Consider the following 18,968-nt stretch of genomic DNA (forward strand, 5'->3'; position numbering starts at 1 on the left):
CGCGACCGGCCGAGGACCCGGCCGCGGGCCACCACCTCACCCCTTTGCCCCCACATGTTGTTCTGTTGTGTTGTTTCCGCCGCCCGCGTAGTCATCCGGAGATTCCCATGAGCCTTCCGCACCGCCCCCGTACCCCCGAGATCACCGTGGCCGAGGCCGACGAGCGCGCCCGCAAGAGCAGCGCCGTGCTGCTCGACGTCCGGGAGACCGCCGAGTTCGCCGCCGGGCACGCCCCCGACGCCGTCTTCCTGCCGCTGAGCGCGCTGGCGGCCGGGGCGGACCTCCCGGCCGAGGCGAAGGGCCGCCCGGTCCTGGCCCTCTGCCGCTCGGGCAACCGCTCCCGCCAGGCGACCGAAATCCTGAACGGGCGGGGCATCGCCACCGTCAACGTCGCGGGCGGCATGCGCGCCTGGGAGCAGGCGGGACTGCCGGTCCGCACCACCGGAGGAGCCCCGGGCCAGGTCGTCTGACCGGCCCTCCTGCCCGCCCCGTAAAGATCGCCCCGGCCGCCCGGCCGGGGCGATCGCGCTGCCGGGAAGCGGTGCGGGACGGCGCGGCCGTACGGCTTGGGCACGCGGGCGACGCGGCGCGCCCGTGCGGGAAACGGAGAGGAGCCGGAGGGGAGCCGGAGGGCAGGACAGGCGTACGGGACACACGATGATGCCCCTGCGGGTATGGTGTGGGCCCGCCGGTCCCTCCCCGTGCCGTCCTCCGGACGGCCGGGAGACCGCCGCGCGCCCAAGCCGTACCCTGGCCGACCGGGTACGTGCCCTGCCCGGCCCCCGACCGGCGGTGCCGGACGGCCGCTCACGGCCGGACCGGCAGGCACCCCCAGCAGGCCCTTGACCCGCACGCGTTACGAGTAAGGACCCGGAACCCATGAACTCGGCTCTGACCCCGCAGCAGCTGCACCCCCGCCTGGACCACCTCACCGTCATAGACGTGCGCAGTCCCGGCGAGTACGCCGCCGGCCACATCCCCGGCGCCCTCAACATCCCGCTCGACCAGCTCCAGCGCGCCCTCCCCGACCTGCGGGCCGCCGCCGAGCGCGGCGAGCTCGCCGTGGTCTGCGCCTCCGGCTCCCGCTCGCAGAAGGCGTGCGAGGAGCTCACCGCCGCCGGCGTCCCCGCCGCCACCCTCCTCGGCGGTACCAACGCCTGGGCGGAGCACGGGCATCCGCTGAACCAGCCCGAGGAGGGCCGCCGGACCTGGGCGATGGACCGGCAGGTCCGGCTGACCGCCGGCTCCCTCGTGCTGCTGGGCCTCGTCCTCGGCCTCTTCTTCCCCATGGCGCTGTGGCTCTCGGCCTTCATCGCCGGCGGGCTGGTGTTCTCCGCCCTCACCAACACCTGCGGCATGGCGGTCATGCTGAGCAAGCTGCCCCACAACCGGCCCCGCGGCGGCGCGGACCTGGACTCCACGCTGGCGGAGCTCCGCGGCTGACGGCGCGGGACGGCGCCGCCCCGGGCGCGCACCCACCGCCGGAGGGCGGGCGGGGCGCGGGGCGGCGCCGCGTCCGGGACCGGCCCGGCCCCGTGACCCCGGCCGGCCCCGGTGGTCCGTCAGCCCTGCCCGTCCGGGGCCGGCGGCAGGGTGTTGCCCCGCGCCACCCCGGCGTACCAGCGGGCACTGGACTTCGGTGTGCGCGTGCCGGTCGGGTAGTCCACGTACACCGCGCCGAACCGCTTGCTGTAGCCGTAGCCCCACTCGAAGTTGTCGAGCAGTGACCAGAGGAAGTAGCCGCGGACGTCCACGCCGGCCTCGATCGCCCGGTGCACGGCGTCGAGATGGCCGTGCAGATACGCGATCCGGCCCGGGTCGCGCACCTCGCCGTCCGGGCCCGCGTAGTCGTCGAAGGCAGCGCCGTTCTCCGTGATCACCAACGGCAGCCCGGGGGCGTCGTCCCGGACCCGGAGCAGCAGGTCGTACAGCCCGCTCGGGTCGACGGCCCAGCCCATGGCGGTGGTGTCGCCCGGCGGCAGATGGAAGGCCACCCGGTCGCCGCCGGGCCAGGGGCTGTGCGGGCTGTCGCCGTGCCCGTCCGAGCGGTGGGCCCCGGCCCCGTCGGAGGCCGAAACAAGGGTGGGCGTGTAGTAGTTGACGCCCAGGAAGTCCAGCGGCTGCCGGATCTCGGCCGTGTCGCCGTCCCGGACGAAGGACCAGTCCGTGAGATGAGCGGTGTCGGCCAGGGTGTCGGCCGGGTACGCGCCGTTCAGCACGGGGCCGGTGAACACCCGGTTGGCGACGCCGTCGATCCGGCGGACGGCGTCCGCGTCCGCGGCGCTGTCCGTCAGCGGCCGCACCTGGTGCAGATTGAGGGTGACGGAGACCTTCGTGCCGGCGGGCGTCCCGGCGCGCAGCGCCTGGACGGCCAGCCCGTGGCCGAGGTTGAGGTGGTGTGCCGCGCGCAGCGCCGCCACCTGGTCGGTGCGGCCCGGGGCGTGCACCCCGGAGCCGTAGCCCAGGAAGGCGCTGCACCAGGGCTCGTTGAGCGTGGTCCAGGTGCGCACCCGGTCGCCGAGCGCCTCGGCGGCCAGAGCGGCGTACTCGGCGAAGCGGTGGGAGGTCTCCCGCTGCGGCCAGCCGCCCGCGTCCTCCAACTCCTGCGGGAGATCCCAGTGGTACAGGGTGGCGACCGGCTGGATGCCCTTCTCCAGCAGCTCGTCGGCGAGCCGGCGGTAGAAGTCCAGGCCCTTCTGCAGGGCCGGGCCGCGCCCGGTGGGCTGGACCCGCGGCCAGGAGACGGAGAACCGGTAGGCGCCCACTCCGAGACCCGCCATGAGCGCGACGTCCTCGCGCCAGCGGTGGTAGTGCCCGGTGGCGATGTCACCGGTGTCGCCGTTGCGGACCTTTCCGGGTGTACGGGAGAAGGTGTCCCAGATGGAGGGGGTGCGGCCGTCCAGGTCGGCGGCGCCCTCGATCTGGTAGGCGGCGGTCGCCGTGCCCCAGAGGAAGCCGGGCGGGAAGACGCGGCCGCCGGCGGACTCCGCGGCGGAGGCGGCGGTACGGGGTGCTGAGGACACGAGGGGTCCTTCCACGGTGCGGTGGTACGGAGGGGGAGGGGGAGGAAGACGAGGGGCCGCCCGGTCGGGACCGGGCGGGCGGCGGGGGAGGAAGGGGGAGCGGCGGCGGCCGTCAGCCCTTGACCGCGCCCTGCATGATCCCGCCGACGATCTGGCGGCCGAAGACGACGAACATGAGCAGCAGCGGCAGGGTGCCGAGCAGCGCGCCGGCCATGATGACCGACTGGTCCCGTACATAGCCCGCACTGAGCTGGGTCAGGGCGACCGGGATCGTGGGGTTGCTCATGTCCAGGGCGATGAACGGCCAGAAGAAGTCGTTCCAGGCGTGCACGAACGTGATCATGAAGATGACGGCCATCGCCGGACGGGCCACCGGCAGCACGATGCTCCAGAAGATCCGCAGCGAGTGCGCGCCGTCGACCCGGCCGGCCTCGATGAGCTCGTCCGGCAGCGCCTCGGCGAGGTACTGCCGCATGAAGAACACCCCGACCGCGCTGACCAGCGTCGGGAAGATGACGGCGGGCAGCTTCTGCCCCCAGCCCAGCTCGCTCATCATCATGAACAGCGGGACGACACCCAGTTGGGGCGGGACCATCATCGTGCCGATGACGAGCGTCATCAGGACGGTGCGGCCCCTGAAGCGCAGCTTGGCGAAGGCGAACCCGGCCAGGGTGGCGAAGAGCACCGTGGACAGGGCGATCGTCCCGGCCACGATGGTGCTGTTGACCAGGGCCTGCCCCATCGCGGCGTCCTCCCAGGCCGCCGCCAGGTTCGTGAAGAGGTTCGGGCCCGGCAGGAAGGGCGGCGGGGTCTGGCTGACCCGGGTGTTGTCCGTCGAGGCCGCCACCATCGTCCAGTACAGCGGGAAGACGGAGAGCAGGGCGGCCAGGATCAGCAGGGCGTAGGCGACCGGGCCCGCGTGGTGCTGGCGGCCCGCCCGGGGGCGCAGCCGCAGCCGGTTGCGGGCCGGGAACGGCGCGGAATCCGGCCGGGTCCTGCGGGACTCGGCCCGGCCGGGGACGGTTTCGGTGGTCATGGCGGTTACCGCTCCCTGGTCAGGACGAGGACGAGGACGAGGACAAGGACGACGAGGACGGGGAGGGGGAGGAGGAAGCAGGCGGGGCCGGCGAGGGCCGGGCCGGAGCCCGCCGGGCCGCCATCAGGCGCTTGACCAGGCGCTGCGCCGCGAAGACCAGGATGAGCAGCAGGAACATGGTCCAGGCGACCGTGGCCGCCCGCCCCATCTGGTAGTTCTTCCAGCCCTCCTCGTACAGCAGCAGTCCGAGGGTCTGGTACTGGTTGTTCACGCCGCCCGTGATGCCGTTCGGGCCCTGGCCGAAGATCAGCGGTTCGCCGAAGAGCTGGGTGGAACCGATGGTGGACAGCACGATGGTGAAGACGATCGTCGGCCGGATGCCGGGGATGGTCACCGTGCGGAACTGCTGCCAGCGCGAGGCGCCGTCGATGGCCGCGGCCTCGTACCGGTCCTTGGGGATGGCCTGCATCGCGGCCAGGTACAGCAGGGCGTTGTAGCCGGTCCACCGCCAGATGACGATGGAGGAGATGGCGAACTGGGCGGGCCACTTCTGGCTCTCCCAGTCGACGTTGTCGAAGCCGAAGAGGCTCAGAAACCAGTTGATCATGCCGAAGTCGCGCTCGAAGAGCATGGTGAAGACGAGCGCGGCGGCGCCGACGGAGGTCGCGTACGGGGTGAGGGCCGCGACACGGAAGAAGGCCGAGCCGCGCATCCGGTAGTTCAGCAGGTGGGCCAGGCCCAGGGCCATCAGCAGTTGCGGGACCGCCGAGATCACGCCGATGGTGACGGTGTTGGCGACCGCGTTCCAGAACCGCTCGTCCCGCAGGAGCTCCGTGTAGTTCTGCAGCCCCTGCCACACCATCACGTCCATGGTGGCGAGTTCCACGTCGTGGAGGGAGATCCAGGACGTGTAGAGCAGCGGGTAGAAGCTGAAGGCGGCGAAGATCACGAAGAACGGGGCGATGAACGTGTACGGCGCCGCCCGTACGTCCAGCCGGTGGAAGAGGGTGCGCCGGCGCTGCCGGGTCTCTCCGGAGGCGGCGCCGGAGCCGGGCCCTCCGGGGGCGCCGGCCGGGGCGTCCTGCGGCCCGTCGGCCGGGGGTACCGAGGTGGAGGTGGCCACGGAGGCTTCCTTCCGTCACGTCGTGGGCGGGGCGGGCGGACCCGGTGGCCGCCGCCGCGGGCGGGCGGCCACCGGGCGTCGCGGGAGGGTCAGCCGACGGCCTTCTCGACGCGCTCGTTGGTGGTCTTCCGCGCCTCCGCGGGGCTCTTGCCCTGCTCGATCAGCTGGAGGCCCTGGGAGAAGATGTCCTTGATGGTGCCGTCCTTGCGGCCCAGGACCTGCTCCTCGGGGATGTCCTTGGCGGCGGCGCCGAAGATCTCACCGATCGGCGCGTCGTTGAAGTACTCCGACTTCGCCCCGGAGACCGCCGGGTCCTGCAGCGCCTCCTCGGAGGACGGGAAGTTGCCCAGCTCCTGGAAGAGGTACGCCTGCTGCTCCGGCGCGGTCAGCCAGGCGACCAGCTTCTTGGCCTCCTCCTTCACCGGGCTCTTCTCCATGACGCCGAGGAAGGAGCCGCCCCAGTTGGCGCCCTTCGGCGCCCTGGCCACGTCCCACTTGCCCTTGTTCTCCGGGCCGGCCTTCTCGCTGATATGGGCGAGCATCCAGGCCGGGCAGACGGTGGTGGCGAAGGTGCTGTTCGCCAGGCCCGGGTCCCAGCCGGGCTGGAACTGCCGCAGCTTGGCGGTGAGTCCGGCCGTCGCGGTCTCGGAGGCCAGCTCCCATGCCTCCTGGACGGCGGGGTTCGTCTGGTGGATCAGCTCGCCGTTCTTGTCGTAGAACTGCTCCGAGTTGCCGTAGATCATGGCGTTGAAGAGGCCCGAGGCGCTGTCCAGATAGGCGGCCTTGTCACCCTTGAGGCCCTTCTTGAACTTCTTGCCGGTTTCGACGTACTCGGACCAGTCCTTCTCCCAGAGCTTGGACACCTCCTCGCGGTCGCCCGGCAGCCCGGCCTTCTCGAAGAGGTCCCGGCGGTAGCAGACGGCCATCGGGCCGATGTCCGTGCCCAGGCCGATGATCTTGTCCTTGGGGGTGGTGACCTGGCTGAGCTTCCAGGGGAGGAAGTGGTCGATGCCCTGCACGTCCGACAGGTCCGCGAACTTGTCGGCCTGGGTGTCGACGAGTTCCTTGGCCCGGCCGATCTCTATGCCCTGGATGTCCTTCAGCCCGCTCCCGGCCGCGAGACGGGTCTGCAGGGCCGTGTAGTACGTCTGCTCGTCGCCGGCCACGTCGGCCTCGACGACGATGCCCGGGTTCTCCTTCATGTAGCGCTTCAGGAGTTCGGTCTCCTTGAAGCCCATGACGCCGAACAGCCCCATAGTGATCTTCGTCTTGCCGTCGGCCGTCTTCCCGCTTTCGCCGTCCCCGCCCCCGCAGCCCGCGACGAGCGCGAGGGAGAGGGCGGCCGATACGGCGGCTACGACTCTTGTACCAACTGCCTTGCGGACACTGCCCATGACGTCCTCCTCGTGGTGGCGCCGGAGCGCCGGGGCCTGGCTCTGTGAGGCTGTCCCACCGCGCGCTGGGCTAGGGTGGGATCGTTCCCATCGCCGGGTGGGAACGATCCCACCGGGGTTGCTGATGACTGTGTGACCGAAAGCGGATGGCGTCAAGAAGAGAAGTCGTCTCCGTTACGAGAACGTGTCCGAGTCCCCGGCGGCCGGGCGGCGGGCGGTCCGCCGTCTGGCACAATGCGCTGCTAGGCGCCGTACGCGGCGCCGTGCAGGAGAGGAGAGACGGGAGCCCATGGGCGCCAGTCAACGGCCAACTATTAAAACCGTGGCCGCGCGAGCCGGTGTCGGCCGCACCACGGTCTCCCGCGTCCTCAACGGTTCGCCCCTGGTCAGTGACGCGGCCAAGGCCGCCGTCGAGGCCGCGATCAGCGAACTCAACTACGTCCCCAACTCGGTGGCCCGGAGCCTCGTCACCAGCCGGGCCGACTCCATCGCCCTGGTGATCCCCGAGTCCGAGAGCCGCCTCGGCTCCGAACCGTACTTCTCCGCCGTCATCCGCGGCGTGAGCACCGGACTCGCCGAGAGCCAGATCCAGTTGCTTCTCATTCTGGTCCGCGACCAGCGGGAACTGGACCAGTTCACCCGCTTCCTGGCCGCCCGGCGCGTGGACGGGGTGCTGCTCGTCTCCGTCCACCGCGACGACCCGCTGCCCGGCCTGCTGGAGGAGATGGGCCTGCCGACCGTCCTCGCCGGCCGCCGGTCGCCGGACGAGGCCCTGCCGCACGTCCACTCCGACAACCTCGGCGGTGCCGCCGAGGCGGTGCGCCATCTGCTGGAGCGGGGACGCACCAGGATCGCCACCATCAGCGGCCCCCTCGACATGGACGTCGGCCACAGCCGGCTGCAGGGCTGGCGCGACGAATTGCGGCGCGGCGGCCTGGAGCCCGACGAGAGCATGGCCGAGCACGCCGACTTCACCGAGGAGGGCGGCCGCGCCGCGGTCCGCGCCCTGCTGGAGAGACACCCCGGCCTGGACGCGGTCTTCGCCGCCTCGGACGTGATGGCGGCCGGCGCCCTGGCCGAACTGCGCAAGCAGGGACGGCGGGTCCCGCAGGACGTGGCGGTGGTCGGCTTCGACGACTCGATCATCGCCCGCCACACCGACCCGCCGCTGACCACGGTCCGCCAGCCCGTGGAGGAACTGGGCCGCAGGATAACGGAGTTGCTGCTCAAGGAGATCGAGGAGCCGGGGAGCGCGGAGCACTCCCTCGTCCTGCCCACGTCGCTCGTCGTCCGCGACTCCAGCTGATCCCGCGTGCCGCCCCGGGCGGCCCGGACCGGGGGGCTCGCCGCCGTCCGCCCGGTCCGTCCCGCCGGAGGCATGTCCTCCCCTCGCCCGCGTTGCCGGCCTCGCCGCGTCACGTCCCGGCACGTCGCGCCAAGGAGGAGCACACATGCGGAGAAAGCGCGTCTCCGGCTTGGCCGCGGGTCGTCAGCGCGGCCCTCGCCCTCACCCTGCCGGTCCTCCCGGCGGGCCCGGCCGCGGCCGCCTCACCGGCCGCCGCGGCGGGGTCCTCGCCGACCCTCACGATCGTCCCGGACCAGCCGTCCGGGACGGACCCGCGCAGCACCGTCACCCCGGAGTGCGACCCGCCCGGCGGCACGCACCCCGATCCCAAGGAAGCGTGCGCGGTGCCGGCCGCGGCGGGCGGGTACGTCGAGCGGATCGAACCCGGCTCCGGTGGCTGCCCGGGACTCTGGGCGCCGGTGACCGTCCACGCCGACGGCCACTGGGGCGCCCGCCGGGTCACCTTCGAGGAGCTCCAACCGCGGCTGCGCGGCCGCCGCCACCGCGGGCGTCTTCCGCTTCTGACCGCGCCCCGGCCGCACCGTGAGCGCACGGTCCTGGGCCGCGCACCTCCCGCCCGGGGCCCCGACGGCGCATACTGGGGGCAATGTCAAAGTCAGCCGGATACCGGCGCCACCTGCCCTCCAGCCCCTTCAACACCCCGGTCGTGCCGCCGCCCGAGCAGTTCGCGGTCGGAAACCGGGTCACTCACGACGAGCACGGCCTCGGCCGGGTCATCGGCGTCGAGGACGAAACCGCGGTCCTGGTGGACTTCGGCGGCCTTCGCGCACGCGTCAAGAGTCCCTTCAGCAAGATGACCAAGCTCTGAGGCGCCGGCCGCCCGTCGTCCCGGCCGCGGGCCGGCTCGGCGGGCGCGCCGGCCACCTCGCGGGGCCGTCGGCACGGCCCGGGCCCCGCCCCGGGCCCCGTACCGGCGGTCCCGGACGGCGGCGCCCGGGACCGGGCAGCCGTCCCCCACCGGCGCCCGAGAGGCGCCGTCCGGCCGATCCGGCCGTCCTTCCCCTGAACCGGAGACCTCCCATCCACCACACGACCTCGCTCTTCTCCGCCGTCGAAGCGGAGCGGACCACCACGCCGGAGGCCCCCGGGCCCCCGGCCACGAACCCCTTCCTGACCCCCGTCTTCGACGAGACGATCCGCGGAGCGGAGGACGACGTCGAGGACGCCGCGGGCCGGTAGGCGCGCGGCGCCCCGCCCGGGCGCACGCCGTTCCCCGCCGGAGCCGGCCGGGGGACGGCCGCCGGGCGGCTGTCGGTGGCCGGTGGCAGGCTGATGTCCACGGACAGGACGGACGGCCCGCCGAAAGGAACCCCGTGATCACCACCGACTTCGTCACCGGCTCTCCCTTCTGGATCGATCTCGGCACCCCCGATGTCGAGGCCACGGCCGCCTTCTACGGCGCGGTCCTCGACTGGGAGTTCCGGCCCACCGGCCCCGAAGCCGGGGGCTACGGCCTGTTCCGCCGCGACGGCAGGGTGGTGGCCGCGGCCGGCCGGCTCACCGAGGAGGGCGCCCGCCCCGCCTGGACGGTCTACTTCCTCACCCCGGACGCGGAGGCCGCGGCCCAGACCGTGGAGCAGGCCGGCGGCTCGGTGCGGGTGCCCCCGTCCGACATGGGCGGTGAGGGCCGGATGGCCCAGCTCACCGACCCGCTCGGGGGGCAGTTCGCCGTCTGGCAGCCCGGGTCGGAGACGGGCCTGGAATCGGTGGACGCGCCGGGGGCCCTGTGCTGGGTCGAGCTGTACACCACCGACGCGACCGCCGCGCAGGAGTTCTACCGCGGTCTCCTCGGCTGGGAGACGCAGGACATGGACATGCCCGGCGGCGGAGGCGGCAGCTACACCCTCGTCGCCCCCGGCGGCCTGGGCCAGGAGCGGATGCACGGCGGCATCATGGAGCTCCCGGCGGAGCAGCTGAAGCCGACCGGCGGACGCCCCTACTGGCACCCGGTGTTCGCGGTCGAGGACTGCGACGCCACGGTCGCCCGGGTCGGCGAGCACGGCGGCACGGTGCCCATGGGGCCGGAGACCGCCGAGGGCGTCGGCCGGATGGCCGTGTGCGCCGACCCGTTCGGGGCGGACTTCGTGGTGCTCACCCCCTCCCCTTCCGGCAACTGACGCCCGGAACGGGCACATTGCCGGTTGGGGTCCGGAGAACGGGGCACCCCGCTCACAGTGTCCGCGTCCGGTCCCGCCGCGCTCCGGGAGGGCGGCGCCCCGGGGACGGTCACGGCAGCACGAGGCCCCTCTCAGGAGACGTTCATGGCGCGGGCAGCAGAACAGTTCCCCGGCCGGTCCGGCTCGTGCGGCCGGCCCCGCAGGCGGGGCCGGCCGGCCGGCCCCGGCCCCCGCCCCGGCCGTGTGCTGCCGTCGCCCGCCCGGCTGTGCGCCCGGGCCCTCCTCGTGACCCTGGCGGGATTCCTGGCCCTGCCGGCGGCGGGTGCCGCGCCGGCGGAGGAGCGGACGGTGCTGGCGACCCGGGTCGACGGCACCATCACCCCGGTCGTGGAGAGCCATCTCGACGACGGGTTGCGCCGGGCGGAGGAGGAGGGCCACCCCGCCCTGCTGGTCGAACTCGACACCCCGGGCGGGCTGCTGGAGTCCACCCGGGGCATCGTGCGGGGCTTCCTCAACGCGGAGGTCCCCGTCATCGTCCACGTCTCGCCCTCCGGGGCCCGCGCCGCCTCGGCGGGCGCCTACATCACGATGGCCGCCCACGTCGCGGCCATGGCCCCGGGGACCCACATCGGCGCGGGCACCCCCGTCGGCGGCCAGGGCGAGGAGGCGAGCGAGAAGGTCGTCAACGACTCCGCCGCCTTCGCCGTGTCGATCGCCGAGCAGCGCGGCCGCGACACCGGCTTCGCCGAGGACATGGTGCGCGAGGGGACCTCCGTCTCCGACCGCACGGCGCTCCGGGAGAACGTGGTGGACCTGGTGGAGCCCTCCCGCCGCGCGGTGCTGGACGCGGCCGACGGCCGCCGGGTCCGGGTGGGCCCGGAGGGCGGCGGCCGCGAGGTGGTGCTGCGGACGGCCGGGGCCCGCGTCGTGGAGTACGACCTGGGCTTCTTCGGAGAGCTGCGGCAGCTGCTGGCCAGCCCCGAACTGGCGTATCTCTTCCTGTCCATCGGCACGCTGGCCGTCATCTACGAACTCGCCAGTCCCGGAATGGGCTTCGGCGGGGTCATCGGGGCCATCGCGCTGCTTCTCGGTTTCACCGCGCTGAGCGTCCTCCCGTTCGACGTCGCCGGGCTGTTCCTGATTCTCCTGGCCGCCGCGCTGTTCGCCGGTGAGGTGTTCACGCCCGGGGTCGGGGTGTTCGCGGCGAGCGGGACCATCGCCCTGGTGTTCGCCGGGATCTTCCTCTTCCGGGGGGAGACGGAGGTCGACCCGGCCGTGTTGTGGCCCACCGCCCTCGTGGTGGGAGCCGGCTCGCTCATCGCCGGGCGCCTGGCCTGGCGGGCCCGCCGCGGCCCGCCCACCACCGGCGGGGAGGCCCTCCTCGGGCGCGAGGCGGTGGTGCGCCGCACCGAGGGCGACCGCGGCCGGGTGCTGCTCGACGGCGCGTGGTGGGACGTCCGCGGCCGGGACGCGCCCCTGGCGGAGGGGCAGCGCGTCCGGGTCGTGGACCGGCAGGACCTCGTACTCGTCGTCGAACAGGCCGGCTCCGGCGTGGAGCGGCCTCCCCGAGAGAAGGAATGACCATGAACGGAGCACTGGTCGGCATCCTCGCCGCCGTGGCAGTCCTGCTTCTGCTGGCGATGGCCGCCATCAAGATCGTCCCGGAGTACGAGCGCGGAGTGGTGTTCCGCCTCGGGCGCATCATCGGGGCCAAGGGGCCGGGACTGTTCGTCATCATCCCCGTGGTGGACCGGATGGTCCGGGTCTCCCTGCGCACGGTGACCATGGACATCCCGCCGCAGGACATCATCACCAAGGACAACGTCACCGTCCGGGTCAACGCCGTGACGTACTTCAACGTCGTCGACCCCAACCGGTCCGTGGTGGCCATCGAGGACCACATCAAGGGCACCTCGCAGATCGCCCAGACCACCCTGCGGAGCATCCTCGGCCAGGTGGACCTGGACGAGCTGCTGATCAACCGCGACGAGATCAACCAGCGGCTCCAGCGCATCATCGACGACGTGACCAACCCCTGGGGCGTCAAGGTCACCCTCGTGGAGGTCAAGGACGTCGAACTGCCCCAGCCCATGCGGCGCGCCATGGCGCGCCAGGCGGAGGCCGAGCGGGACCGGCGCGCCAAGGTCATCCACGCCAAGGGCGAGTTCGAGGCCGCGCAGACGCTGTCGGACGCCGCGGAGCGGCTGGAGGAGCACCCGGCGGCCATGCAGCTGCGGATCCTCTCCACCATGGCCGAGGTCACCGATGAGCGGAGCTCCACCCTCATCTTCCCGCTGCCGATGGAGCTCCTCCGGCTGGTGGACACCCTCGGGAAGGGCGGCCGGCAGCCCGGCCCCCACGTCGAACGGGCGTGACCGGCGGCGCTCCGGTGAGGGGATCCGGTTCGGGCGGATGGGGCCGGTCTTGCCGGGTAGACGCGGCGACAGCGTGTGATGTCCGTGTTGTCGTCAAGTGCCGCCCCGCCGTTCCGAGGGGTGTGGGGAGTACGCATGTGGGACTGCCAGTCACCGCCGCCGTCGCTGACCTCCGCCGGGCCGGTCGCCGGACGGTACCGCCTGGACGGGCTCCTCGGATCGGGAGGCGTCGCGGACGTGTACGCGGGGGTGGACCTCCGCCTCGGCCGGCCGGTGGCCGTCAAAATCTTCCGGCCCGGTACGGAGCCGGAGATGGAGGAACGCTTCGCCCAGGAGGCCCTCCTGCTGGCCCGGCTGCGCCACCCGGGACTGGTCACCGTGTACGACACCGGCCGGCACGAGGGGCGGGCCCATCTCGTCATGCAGCTGGTGGAGGGGCCGACCCTGCGCGACCGGGCGACCGCGCCCCTGCCGCTGCCGGAGGTCACCGGGCTCGGCGCCGCCCTGTCGGACGCCCTGGCCCATGTGCACGATGCGGGGATCGTGCACCGGGACGTGAAGCCCGCCAACATCCTGCTGGACACCGGGGGCGCTCCGTACCTGACCGACTTCGGCATCTCGCAGCTGGTCGGCAGCACCGCGCACACCGCCGCCGGCGCGCTGGTCGGCACCGCCGCCTACATGGCGCCCGAGCAGGTGACGGGCGAGGGGGCGGGGCCGCCCGCGGACGTCTACGCCCTCGGTCTGGTCCTGCTGGAGTGCCTCAAAGGCCGTCTGGAGTACCACGGCGCCCCCCTGGAGGCGGCCATCGCCCGCCTGCACCGCGCCCCGGTCCTCCCGGGCTTCCTGCCCGGCGACGTGGCCGCCCTCCTCCGGGCGATGACGGCCCTCGACCCGGCCGCCCGCCCCACCTCCCACGACTGCCGCACCGCGCTGGCCGCCCTGGGCGGCGACGGGGCGGCCGTCCCGTTCCCCCAGGGCCCGCACGGACACCCGGCCGGCGGCTTCTCGGACGGTGCCGTCCCGGGCGTCCCGGGCGTCCCGGCTGCCGCGGAACGGGGACCGGGGCCGTCCGCCGGAAGGCCGCCCGGCGGTGACACCCTGCCGGGGGTCCCCCCGCAGCCCGCGCGGGGACGACGCCTGCTGGCGGCCACGGGCACAGCGGTGCTCGCCGCCGTTCTCGGCACCGCGCTGACGGCTCCGGGGGACGCTTCCGGCAGCGGCGAGCGGGCCGTGTCCCCTCCGGGGGGTCCCCGCGCCGAACAGCCCGCGCCCGGGGCCCCGGGCGCGGTCGCGGAAGGCGGCGAGACCAGGGAGAGGCCGGGACGGGACGACGGCGCCCCCGCCCGGCAGGCGGACCACCGGCCGGCGCCGTCCCGAACCGCCGCCTCCGCGGCTGCCGGCCCCGCGCCCCGGCGGCTGCCCCGGGACCCGCGGGCCCGGCCCGCCGGGCCCCGCCCGGCGGCGGCCTCCACGGCGGGCCGGCCGGAGGCCCCCCGCCGGGCCCGCGGTGTCCCGGCGGCCGGGGGCGCCGGCACGACCGCGGCGGCGCCGGAGAGGGGCGCGAAGGCCAGGGGAGGGGGCGGGCTCGTGAAGGTCCTGGGCGGCGGGGGAGCGCACCGGCGCTGAGGGTCCCGTGCCGTTCCCGGGAACGGCACGGAAGCGTCAGCGCCCGTCGGCGGCCCGCCCGGCGCACGGCGCACCGGGCCCGCGCGGGCGGCTCCGGGGGAGGGGACCCGCGCCCGCCGTGCGTCTCCCCACCAAGGGCGCCCGGTGGCTCACGGGCCGCCCCACGGTCCGCGCGGCCGCCGCGACGGCAGGGCCGGCGCCTCCCGGTCCGGGGGGCCGGGGCGGGGAGCGCGCACCGGGCCCGCGGGTTCGCCGGCCGCCGTCGTGCGCTCCGGCCCGCGCCGCGAAGCCGCCGGGACGGCCGCCTGCCCGGCGGTGAACCGGCCGCGGAGACCCGGACCTCCTCCTGCCGTCTCCCCGCCGGTGCCCGCTCAGCAGCGCACCGGCCCGGGCACCGTCATCCGGAACGGGCGGAAGGCCAGGGAGGGCCGTGCGCGGTGCCGCCGCAGCGGCGGCAGCCGGTCCGACCACTCGGTGACGGTCAGGGATTCCCGGCGCGGCCTGCCGGTGAGCCGGCCGGTGACGAACAACCGCTCCCCGGGCGATCCCCCGAACCCGGGCAGCAGCATCGGCACCGGCGGCAGCGCGGACAGCGGCCCCCGGCCGGGCCGGAGGACGATCCGGGCCAGCGTGCCCCCGCCGTCGCGAACCCGGACGGAGTCCCCCGCCCAGACGAACTCGGCCGGTTCCTTGGGGAGGCCCCAGATGGCGCGCCCGCCCCGGACCGACGCGTCGTCGTCCACCCAGATCCGCTGGATCAGCAGCCCCGCGCGACGGCCCCGGCGGACCAGCGGGCCGATGGCCAACTCGTCGTATCGCAGGGTCCCTTCGCGGTACCGGACCAGGCCCACCGCGATCCGGTTCCGCGGCCCGAGCGGGCCGAGGTCGGGCGGCAGGTCCGGCTGCCGCCGGACGGGCAGCAGACCGAACCACATCTCGCCCCGGGACACCCAGGGGGCCGGCGGGTGGGAGGGAGGTCCTCCATCGGTGTCGGGCATCGCGCGCTCTCCTTCCGGTCCGGGGCTCTCCCGGGGCCTCTCCCGGGGCCTCTTCCGGTGCCTTTCCCGGGCCGCCCCGGGCCGCCCCGGGCCCGGTGACGCGTCCCCGGGCGCCGCGGGAGGCCCGGCGATCGGCACCCGTCCTCGCGTCCTGTTCCCCATCCTGTCCCCCCGGCGGCGCCCGGAACCGGCCCGTGCCGGACCCGTCCCCGTGTCGGCATATGTGGGGATGGGCGGGGCAGCCGATGCAGGGACCACCCCTCACCTGATGGAGGATCATCGTGCTGATGGCCCACCCCGATGTCCTGCGCGACCTCGTCGACCGCTACACGGCCCTGCAGGCCCTGGCGGGGAGCGGCCGGACGGGCCCGGAACTGCGCCGCCGCCTGGAGGACACCGTGTACACGCTCTGCGTGTCCACCGGCACCCGCACCGTCGACAGAGCCCTGGCCGAGGCGCGGCGGCGGCTGGCGTCCGTTCCCGGCGCGGCCGCCGGCCCGGTGCCGGACTCCCTCTCCGGCACCGTGTCCGCCGGCTGACCCGGCGGGCGGCGCGCACGGGCGCGGTGCGCCCGGCGCGATCCACTCGACACGTTACGGAGAACCCATGCCTCCCCCTCCCGGGCCACCGGGCCCGACCCCTCCCGAGCACGGGCAGCGGCACCGGGACGGACCGCCGCGGACCGCCGGCGGGCACGGCGGCGCCTACGCCCCGGACCGCGAGGTCCCGCTCGGCGGTTACGCGGCCCTCACCGCCGGTTTCGCCACCGGCCTGGGCTTCTTCGCCCTGGGCCTGCGGAAGTCCGGGCGCCGACTGCCCGAACGGGTGCCGCCCTGGGACCTGCTGGTCCTGGGCACGGCCGTCTACAAGACGTCCCGGCTGGTCAGCAAGAGCAAGGTCGCCGGGTTCGTCAGGGCGCCGTTCACCCGGCGCACGGAGGAACTGGGCGCCGGTGAGGTCATGGACGAACCGCACGGGCACGGCGCCCGGCGGGCCGTGGGAGACCTGCTCGCCTGCCCGTTCTGTCTCTCCGTCTGGGCCGCCGGCGCGCTGGTCTGCTCCTACGCGGCCGCCCCGCGGCCCACGCGGCTGCTGACGTCCGGCCTGACGGCCGTGGCCATCTCCGACTGGCTGCAGTACGCCTGGAGCTTCACCCGGGACCGGGTCGAGGGCTGAGGCGGCGCCCGGACGGCGGTGGACCCGCCCGGGGCACCACGGCCGGGGGCCGGGGCAAGGGGAACACCCCCGGGCCCCGGCCTCCGGCGGACCCGCCGTGCTTCCGGGCCGCGCCGTTTCACCCCCCGGCGCTGCTCCGCCCGTCGCCGCCGCCCCGCTCCTCCGGGCCGCTGACGCGCAGCGCCAGCAGCGCGCAGTCGTCGGGTTTGTCGGCGCTGGGCTGGTGGTGGAGGAAGACCTCGCACAGCTCGTCGGCGGACAGCCCGGCCGTGCGGCGGGCCAGTCCGGTCAGCCGGTCGAGGCCGGTGTCGAGGATCTCGCCGCGGCGCTCGACGAGGCCGTCGGTGAACAGCAGCAGGGTCTCCCCGGCGGTGATCCCCGTCTCGCTCTCCGTATAGGCCACGCCGTTGACCATGCCGAGCGGCGGCGCCAGCGCCCCGTCCAGATAACTGCTGCTGCCGTCGGCGTGGACGAGCAGCGGCGGCAGATGGCCCGCGCGCGCGTAGCGCACCGTGCCCGACGGCCGGTGCAGCACGAGATAGCAGGCGGTGGCCATACGGCCGGGGTGGTAGGCGCGCAGGAAATGGTCCAGCTCGGCGAGGACGGCGCCGGGCCGCCGCCCGTGGCGCAGCACGATGCCGCGGAGCGCGGCGCTGATCTGCCCCATGGCCGTGGCCTCGGAGAGCCCGTGGCCGGCGACGTCGCCGATCGTGAGCCCGATGTGGTCGTCGTCGAGGACATGGACGTCGTACCAGTCGCCGCCCACGTCGACGAGATCGCTTCCGGGGGCGTAGCGGCCGGCGACGTCCAGACCACCGATGACGGGCAGGACGGGCAGCAGGCTGCGCTGCAGCCGCTCGGCGAGGCGGTGTTCGTGCTCGTACAGGCCGGCCCGCCGGAGGGCCTGCGCGATCTGCTGGGCGATGGCCGTGACATGGGCTTGATCGGGTGGATGGTCGTCGTCGTGGTCGACGGTCAGCTCGCCCAGCGACAGCCCGTCCGCCTCCAGCGGCAACCGCAGGACGCGGCCGGGCGTTCCGGGGGCGTCGCCCCGGCCGCGGGCCGCCGCCCGGCCGGCCGCGGTGTCCGTCCCGGAGCCCTGCTCGGGGACGGCCGGGGTGCCGCCGTGGTCCAGGTCGGTCCAGCTGTCGCCGGCCGCCGAGCGGAGGCTGTCCGCCGGACCGAGGGACGGCACCAGCCGCTCCGAGTGCAGCGCCAGCCCGACCGAGCGGGCGCCGAGCGCGGCGGGAGCGGTGTCGTGCACGGCCCGGACGACGGCCGCCGGAGTGGCCGCGGCCGCCAGGGCCGCAGTGAGCCGGTACAGACGGTTCAGGCGGATGCGGCCCGTCTGCTCGGCGACGAGCAGATGCTCCCGCTCGGCCTCGGCCGCCCGACGGAAGGCCATCTCCTTGTTGAGCGCGAGCACCTGCTGGCTCAGCGCCACGAACTGGTCGGTGTGGTCGAGGCGCGTCAGATGCAGCTGGATCGCCGGCTCCGGGCCGGTCCACCAGGTGGCCCGGGCGCCGTGGCAGCGGAACGGGAGGGGCTCCCCGCACGAGTCCTTGATCTTCAAGGAGCCCGGCAGGGGGTCACCGCTGCGCAGCCAGTGCCCGATATGCCACCGCAGGCCGTCGGCGTTCCCGTCCGTGAGAACGAACAGGTCGGCGCCCGCCCGGAGTTCGGGCACCAGGCGCCGCGCGGCGGTGTTGACCGCCAGGACCCGCCCGCCGGCCGTGGCCAGCAGGACGGGGTGCGGCAGCAGCTTGGTGATCGCCCGGAAGAGATCCAGGCTCATCCAGTCACCGGACCCGGTGCCGGGATACGGCCGGTCAGGCCGGAGTCGTCGAAGTACTCCCGGCCGGCGGCGGACGGGTCCTCCTCGGGGTCCTCGGGCTGCGGCACGAGATGGACGACGACACGGCAGCCGGTGCTGCCCCGGGCGATCGTCTCCTCCAGGTCCACCCGGGCATAGCCGAGGTTGCGGGCCGCCACCGTGCCGAACATGTTGGACGTGAGCATGCACATGGACTCACGCCCCTTCACCTGCTCACCGAAGGGGCAACTGTGGCTCCCCAGGACGATCTTCTCCTCGTCCTGCTCGACGATGTGGAAGCCACCGCCGATGCGCTGCTTGAAGTCGACCATGACCTCGGCGACCTGCTCGCGGCTGAGCCGCTCCATCCCCAGGGCCCGCGTGTACGTGTCGTTGAGCTGGAGGCCGATGGACTGCCCCACCAGACTGATGTATCCGGACGCCTCCTGGAGGCCGATCACGGACTCCAGCGATGTGGCGAGCTCCCGCAGGAGCGTGCGCATGAACACATCACGCTCCACGCCGACCCCGGCTCCGGCGACCTGGTTCATGGGGGTCCTCCCAGCTGTTCGCACTGATGCCCGATCCTCGCACCACCGTGGAGGGAAGCCGGTCATAAGAGACGATACGGCACCGCACGCCCGGACCGGTCACACCCGAGCCCCGGCCCCTGCGTCACCTTCCCCCGATGCGTTCCGGCATGCCGGAACGGTGCTCACCGGCAGCGCGGCGGGACGCCGGACCGCCCGGCCGTGGAGGCCCATGTCCCCGGTCCGGCACGCATGTTGGGACGTACCCGCGGTGCGGTAGGGTGGCGCGTCCGAGCAGTGCACGACCGAGGAGGTGACACCCATTACCGCTGTCGCAGGCCGGGTGCTCTCCTCCCGTGGACGTACGGTTCGTCCGGGATAGGTGACC

The 18,968-nt window shown here is 74.3% G+C and carries 16 protein-coding genes and 2 pseudogenes; 11 read left to right on the forward strand and 7 right to left on the reverse strand.

Annotated features, from left to right (window positions below):
• Nucleotides 1–107: 107 nt before the first annotated feature.
• Nucleotides 108–470, forward strand: a complete 363-nt coding sequence (locus tag KBZ10_RS14865) for a rhodanese-like domain-containing protein (RefSeq protein WP_210988108.1) — start codon at nucleotides 108–110, stop codon at nucleotides 468–470.
• A 409-nt stretch (nucleotides 471–879) separates the two neighbouring features.
• Nucleotides 880–1,443, forward strand: a complete 564-nt coding sequence (locus KBZ10_RS14870; protein ID WP_210988109.1) for a rhodanese-like domain-containing protein — start codon at nucleotides 880–882, stop codon at nucleotides 1,441–1,443.
• Nucleotides 1,444–1,562: 119 nt separating this feature from the next.
• Here KBZ10_RS14870 and KBZ10_RS14875 read toward each other — a convergent pair whose 3' ends face one another.
• The 4 genes and pseudogenes from KBZ10_RS14875 to KBZ10_RS14890 all read right to left on the reverse strand — a co-directional run bounded on the left by KBZ10_RS14875 (nucleotide 1,563) and on the right by KBZ10_RS14890 (nucleotide 6,576).
• Nucleotides 1,563–3,023 carry a GH1 family beta-glucosidase gene (locus KBZ10_RS14875; RefSeq protein ID WP_210988110.1) on the reverse strand — a complete coding sequence of 487 codons (1,461 nt, stop codon included), beginning with the start codon at nucleotides 3,021–3,023 and terminating at the stop codon, nucleotides 1,563–1,565.
• Between the two features lie 112 nt (nucleotides 3,024–3,135).
• Complete coding sequence (locus KBZ10_RS14880; protein ID WP_210988111.1) at nucleotides 3,136–4,059, reverse strand: carbohydrate ABC transporter permease; 924 nt, start codon at nucleotides 4,057–4,059, stop codon at nucleotides 3,136–3,138.
• Nucleotides 4,060–4,183: 124 nt separating this feature from the next.
• Nucleotides 4,184–5,182: pseudogene (locus tag KBZ10_RS14885) on the reverse strand (carbohydrate ABC transporter permease); the annotation flags it as partial.
• Between the two features lie 89 nt (nucleotides 5,183–5,271).
• Nucleotides 5,272–6,576 carry an ABC transporter substrate-binding protein gene (locus KBZ10_RS14890; protein WP_210988113.1) on the reverse strand — a complete coding sequence of 435 codons (1,305 nt, stop codon included), beginning with the start codon at nucleotides 6,574–6,576 and terminating at the stop codon, nucleotides 5,272–5,274.
• Between the two features lie 289 nt (nucleotides 6,577–6,865).
• Here KBZ10_RS14890 and KBZ10_RS14895 point away from each other — a divergent pair, with 289 nt between their 5' ends.
• The 7 genes and pseudogenes from KBZ10_RS14895 to KBZ10_RS14925 all read left to right on the forward strand — a co-directional run bounded on the left by KBZ10_RS14895 (nucleotide 6,866) and on the right by KBZ10_RS14925 (nucleotide 14,063).
• Nucleotides 6,866–7,882, forward strand: coding sequence for a LacI family DNA-binding transcriptional regulator (locus tag KBZ10_RS14895; RefSeq protein ID WP_210988114.1), 1,017 nt, complete (start codon nucleotides 6,866–6,868; stop codon nucleotides 7,880–7,882).
• A 92-nt stretch (nucleotides 7,883–7,974) separates the two neighbouring features.
• Nucleotides 7,975–8,382, forward strand: a pseudogene (locus tag KBZ10_RS30570) (SSI family serine proteinase inhibitor); the annotation flags it as partial.
• A 146-nt stretch (nucleotides 8,383–8,528) separates the two neighbouring features.
• Nucleotides 8,529–8,750, forward strand: coding sequence for a hypothetical protein (locus KBZ10_RS14905; protein WP_210988115.1), 222 nt, complete (start codon nucleotides 8,529–8,531; stop codon nucleotides 8,748–8,750).
• A 505-nt stretch (nucleotides 8,751–9,255) separates the two neighbouring features.
• Nucleotides 9,256–10,059 carry a VOC family protein gene (locus KBZ10_RS14910; RefSeq protein ID WP_210988116.1) on the forward strand — a complete coding sequence of 268 codons (804 nt, stop codon included), beginning with the start codon at nucleotides 9,256–9,258 and terminating at the stop codon, nucleotides 10,057–10,059.
• A 144-nt stretch (nucleotides 10,060–10,203) separates the two neighbouring features.
• Nucleotides 10,204–11,640, forward strand: coding sequence for a nodulation protein NfeD (locus KBZ10_RS14915; protein ID WP_210988117.1), 1,437 nt, complete (start codon nucleotides 10,204–10,206; stop codon nucleotides 11,638–11,640).
• Between the two features lie 2 nt (nucleotides 11,641–11,642).
• A complete protein-coding gene (locus KBZ10_RS14920; RefSeq protein ID WP_247702403.1) occupies nucleotides 11,643–12,434 on the forward strand; it encodes a slipin family protein in 792 nt (263 codons plus the stop codon).
• A gap of 135 nt (nucleotides 12,435–12,569) precedes the next feature.
• Entirely contained in the window at nucleotides 12,570–14,063 is a 1,494-nt protein-coding gene (locus KBZ10_RS14925; protein WP_210988119.1) for a serine/threonine-protein kinase, read from the forward strand.
• 371 nt (nucleotides 14,064–14,434) lie between these two features.
• On the opposite strand, the gene KBZ10_RS14930 is transcribed toward KBZ10_RS14925, so the two are convergent.
• Nucleotides 14,435–15,061: an acetoacetate decarboxylase family protein gene (locus KBZ10_RS14930; protein ID WP_210988120.1), complete on the reverse strand. Its 627-nt coding sequence runs from the start codon at nucleotides 15,059–15,061 to the stop codon at nucleotides 14,435–14,437.
• Nucleotides 15,062–15,342: 281 nt separating this feature from the next.
• Between KBZ10_RS14930 and KBZ10_RS14935 the strand changes: the two genes are divergently transcribed.
• Nucleotides 15,343–15,600, forward strand: coding sequence for a DUF5133 domain-containing protein (locus KBZ10_RS14935; protein ID WP_210988121.1), 258 nt, complete (start codon nucleotides 15,343–15,345; stop codon nucleotides 15,598–15,600).
• A gap of 67 nt (nucleotides 15,601–15,667) precedes the next feature.
• A complete protein-coding gene (locus KBZ10_RS14940) occupies nucleotides 15,668–16,237 on the forward strand; it encodes a DUF1360 domain-containing protein (RefSeq protein WP_210988122.1) in 570 nt (189 codons plus the stop codon).
• Between the two features lie 118 nt (nucleotides 16,238–16,355).
• Here the strand turns inward: KBZ10_RS14940 and KBZ10_RS14945 are convergent, their stop codons facing one another.
• Both KBZ10_RS14945 and KBZ10_RS14950 read right to left on the reverse strand, forming a co-directional pair.
• Entirely contained in the window at nucleotides 16,356–18,032 is a 1,677-nt protein-coding gene (locus KBZ10_RS14945; RefSeq protein ID WP_210988123.1) for a PP2C family protein-serine/threonine phosphatase, read from the reverse strand.
• Entirely contained in the window at nucleotides 18,029–18,601 is a 573-nt protein-coding gene (locus tag KBZ10_RS14950; RefSeq protein WP_210988124.1) for a methanogen output domain 1-containing protein, read from the reverse strand. The genes KBZ10_RS14945 and KBZ10_RS14950 overlap by 4 nt, the downstream gene beginning before the upstream one ends.
• Nucleotides 18,602–18,968: the final 367 nt, after the last annotated feature.

The sequence above is a fragment of the Streptomyces sp. F63 genome (assembly GCF_018070345.1).
Classification (GTDB): domain Bacteria; phylum Actinomycetota; class Actinomycetes; order Streptomycetales; family Streptomycetaceae; genus Streptomyces.

Coding starts and splice junctions, on each gene's coding strand:
- KBZ10_RS14865 (WP_210988108.1), top strand. CDS start 108: ATGAGCCTTCCGCACCGCCCCCGTACCCCCGAGATCACCGTGGCCGAG.
- KBZ10_RS14870 (WP_210988109.1), top strand. CDS start 880: ATGAACTCGGCTCTGACCCCGCAGCAGCTGCACCCCCGCCTGGACCAC.
- KBZ10_RS14880 (WP_210988111.1), bottom strand. CDS start 4,059: ATGACCACCGAAACCGTCCCCGGCCGGGCCGAGTCCCGCAGGACCCGG.
- KBZ10_RS14890 (WP_210988113.1), bottom strand. CDS start 6,576: ATGGGCAGTGTCCGCAAGGCAGTTGGTACAAGAGTCGTAGCCGCCGTA.
- KBZ10_RS14895 (WP_210988114.1), top strand. CDS start 6,866: ATGGGCGCCAGTCAACGGCCAACTATTAAAACCGTGGCCGCGCGAGCC.
- KBZ10_RS14905 (WP_210988115.1), top strand. CDS start 8,529: ATGTCAAAGTCAGCCGGATACCGGCGCCACCTGCCCTCCAGCCCCTTC.
- KBZ10_RS14915 (WP_210988117.1), top strand. CDS start 10,204: ATGGCGCGGGCAGCAGAACAGTTCCCCGGCCGGTCCGGCTCGTGCGGC.
- KBZ10_RS14920 (WP_247702403.1), top strand. CDS start 11,643: ATGAACGGAGCACTGGTCGGCATCCTCGCCGCCGTGGCAGTCCTGCTT.
- KBZ10_RS14925 (WP_210988119.1), top strand. CDS start 12,570: ATGTGGGACTGCCAGTCACCGCCGCCGTCGCTGACCTCCGCCGGGCCG.
- KBZ10_RS14930 (WP_210988120.1), bottom strand. CDS start 15,061: ATGCCCGACACCGATGGAGGACCTCCCTCCCACCCGCCGGCCCCCTGG.
- KBZ10_RS14940 (WP_210988122.1), top strand. CDS start 15,668: ATGCCTCCCCCTCCCGGGCCACCGGGCCCGACCCCTCCCGAGCACGGG.
- KBZ10_RS14945 (WP_210988123.1), bottom strand. CDS start 18,032: ATGAGCCTGGATCTCTTCCGGGCGATCACCAAGCTGCTGCCGCACCCC.
- KBZ10_RS14950 (WP_210988124.1), bottom strand. CDS start 18,601: ATGAACCAGGTCGCCGGAGCCGGGGTCGGCGTGGAGCGTGATGTGTTC.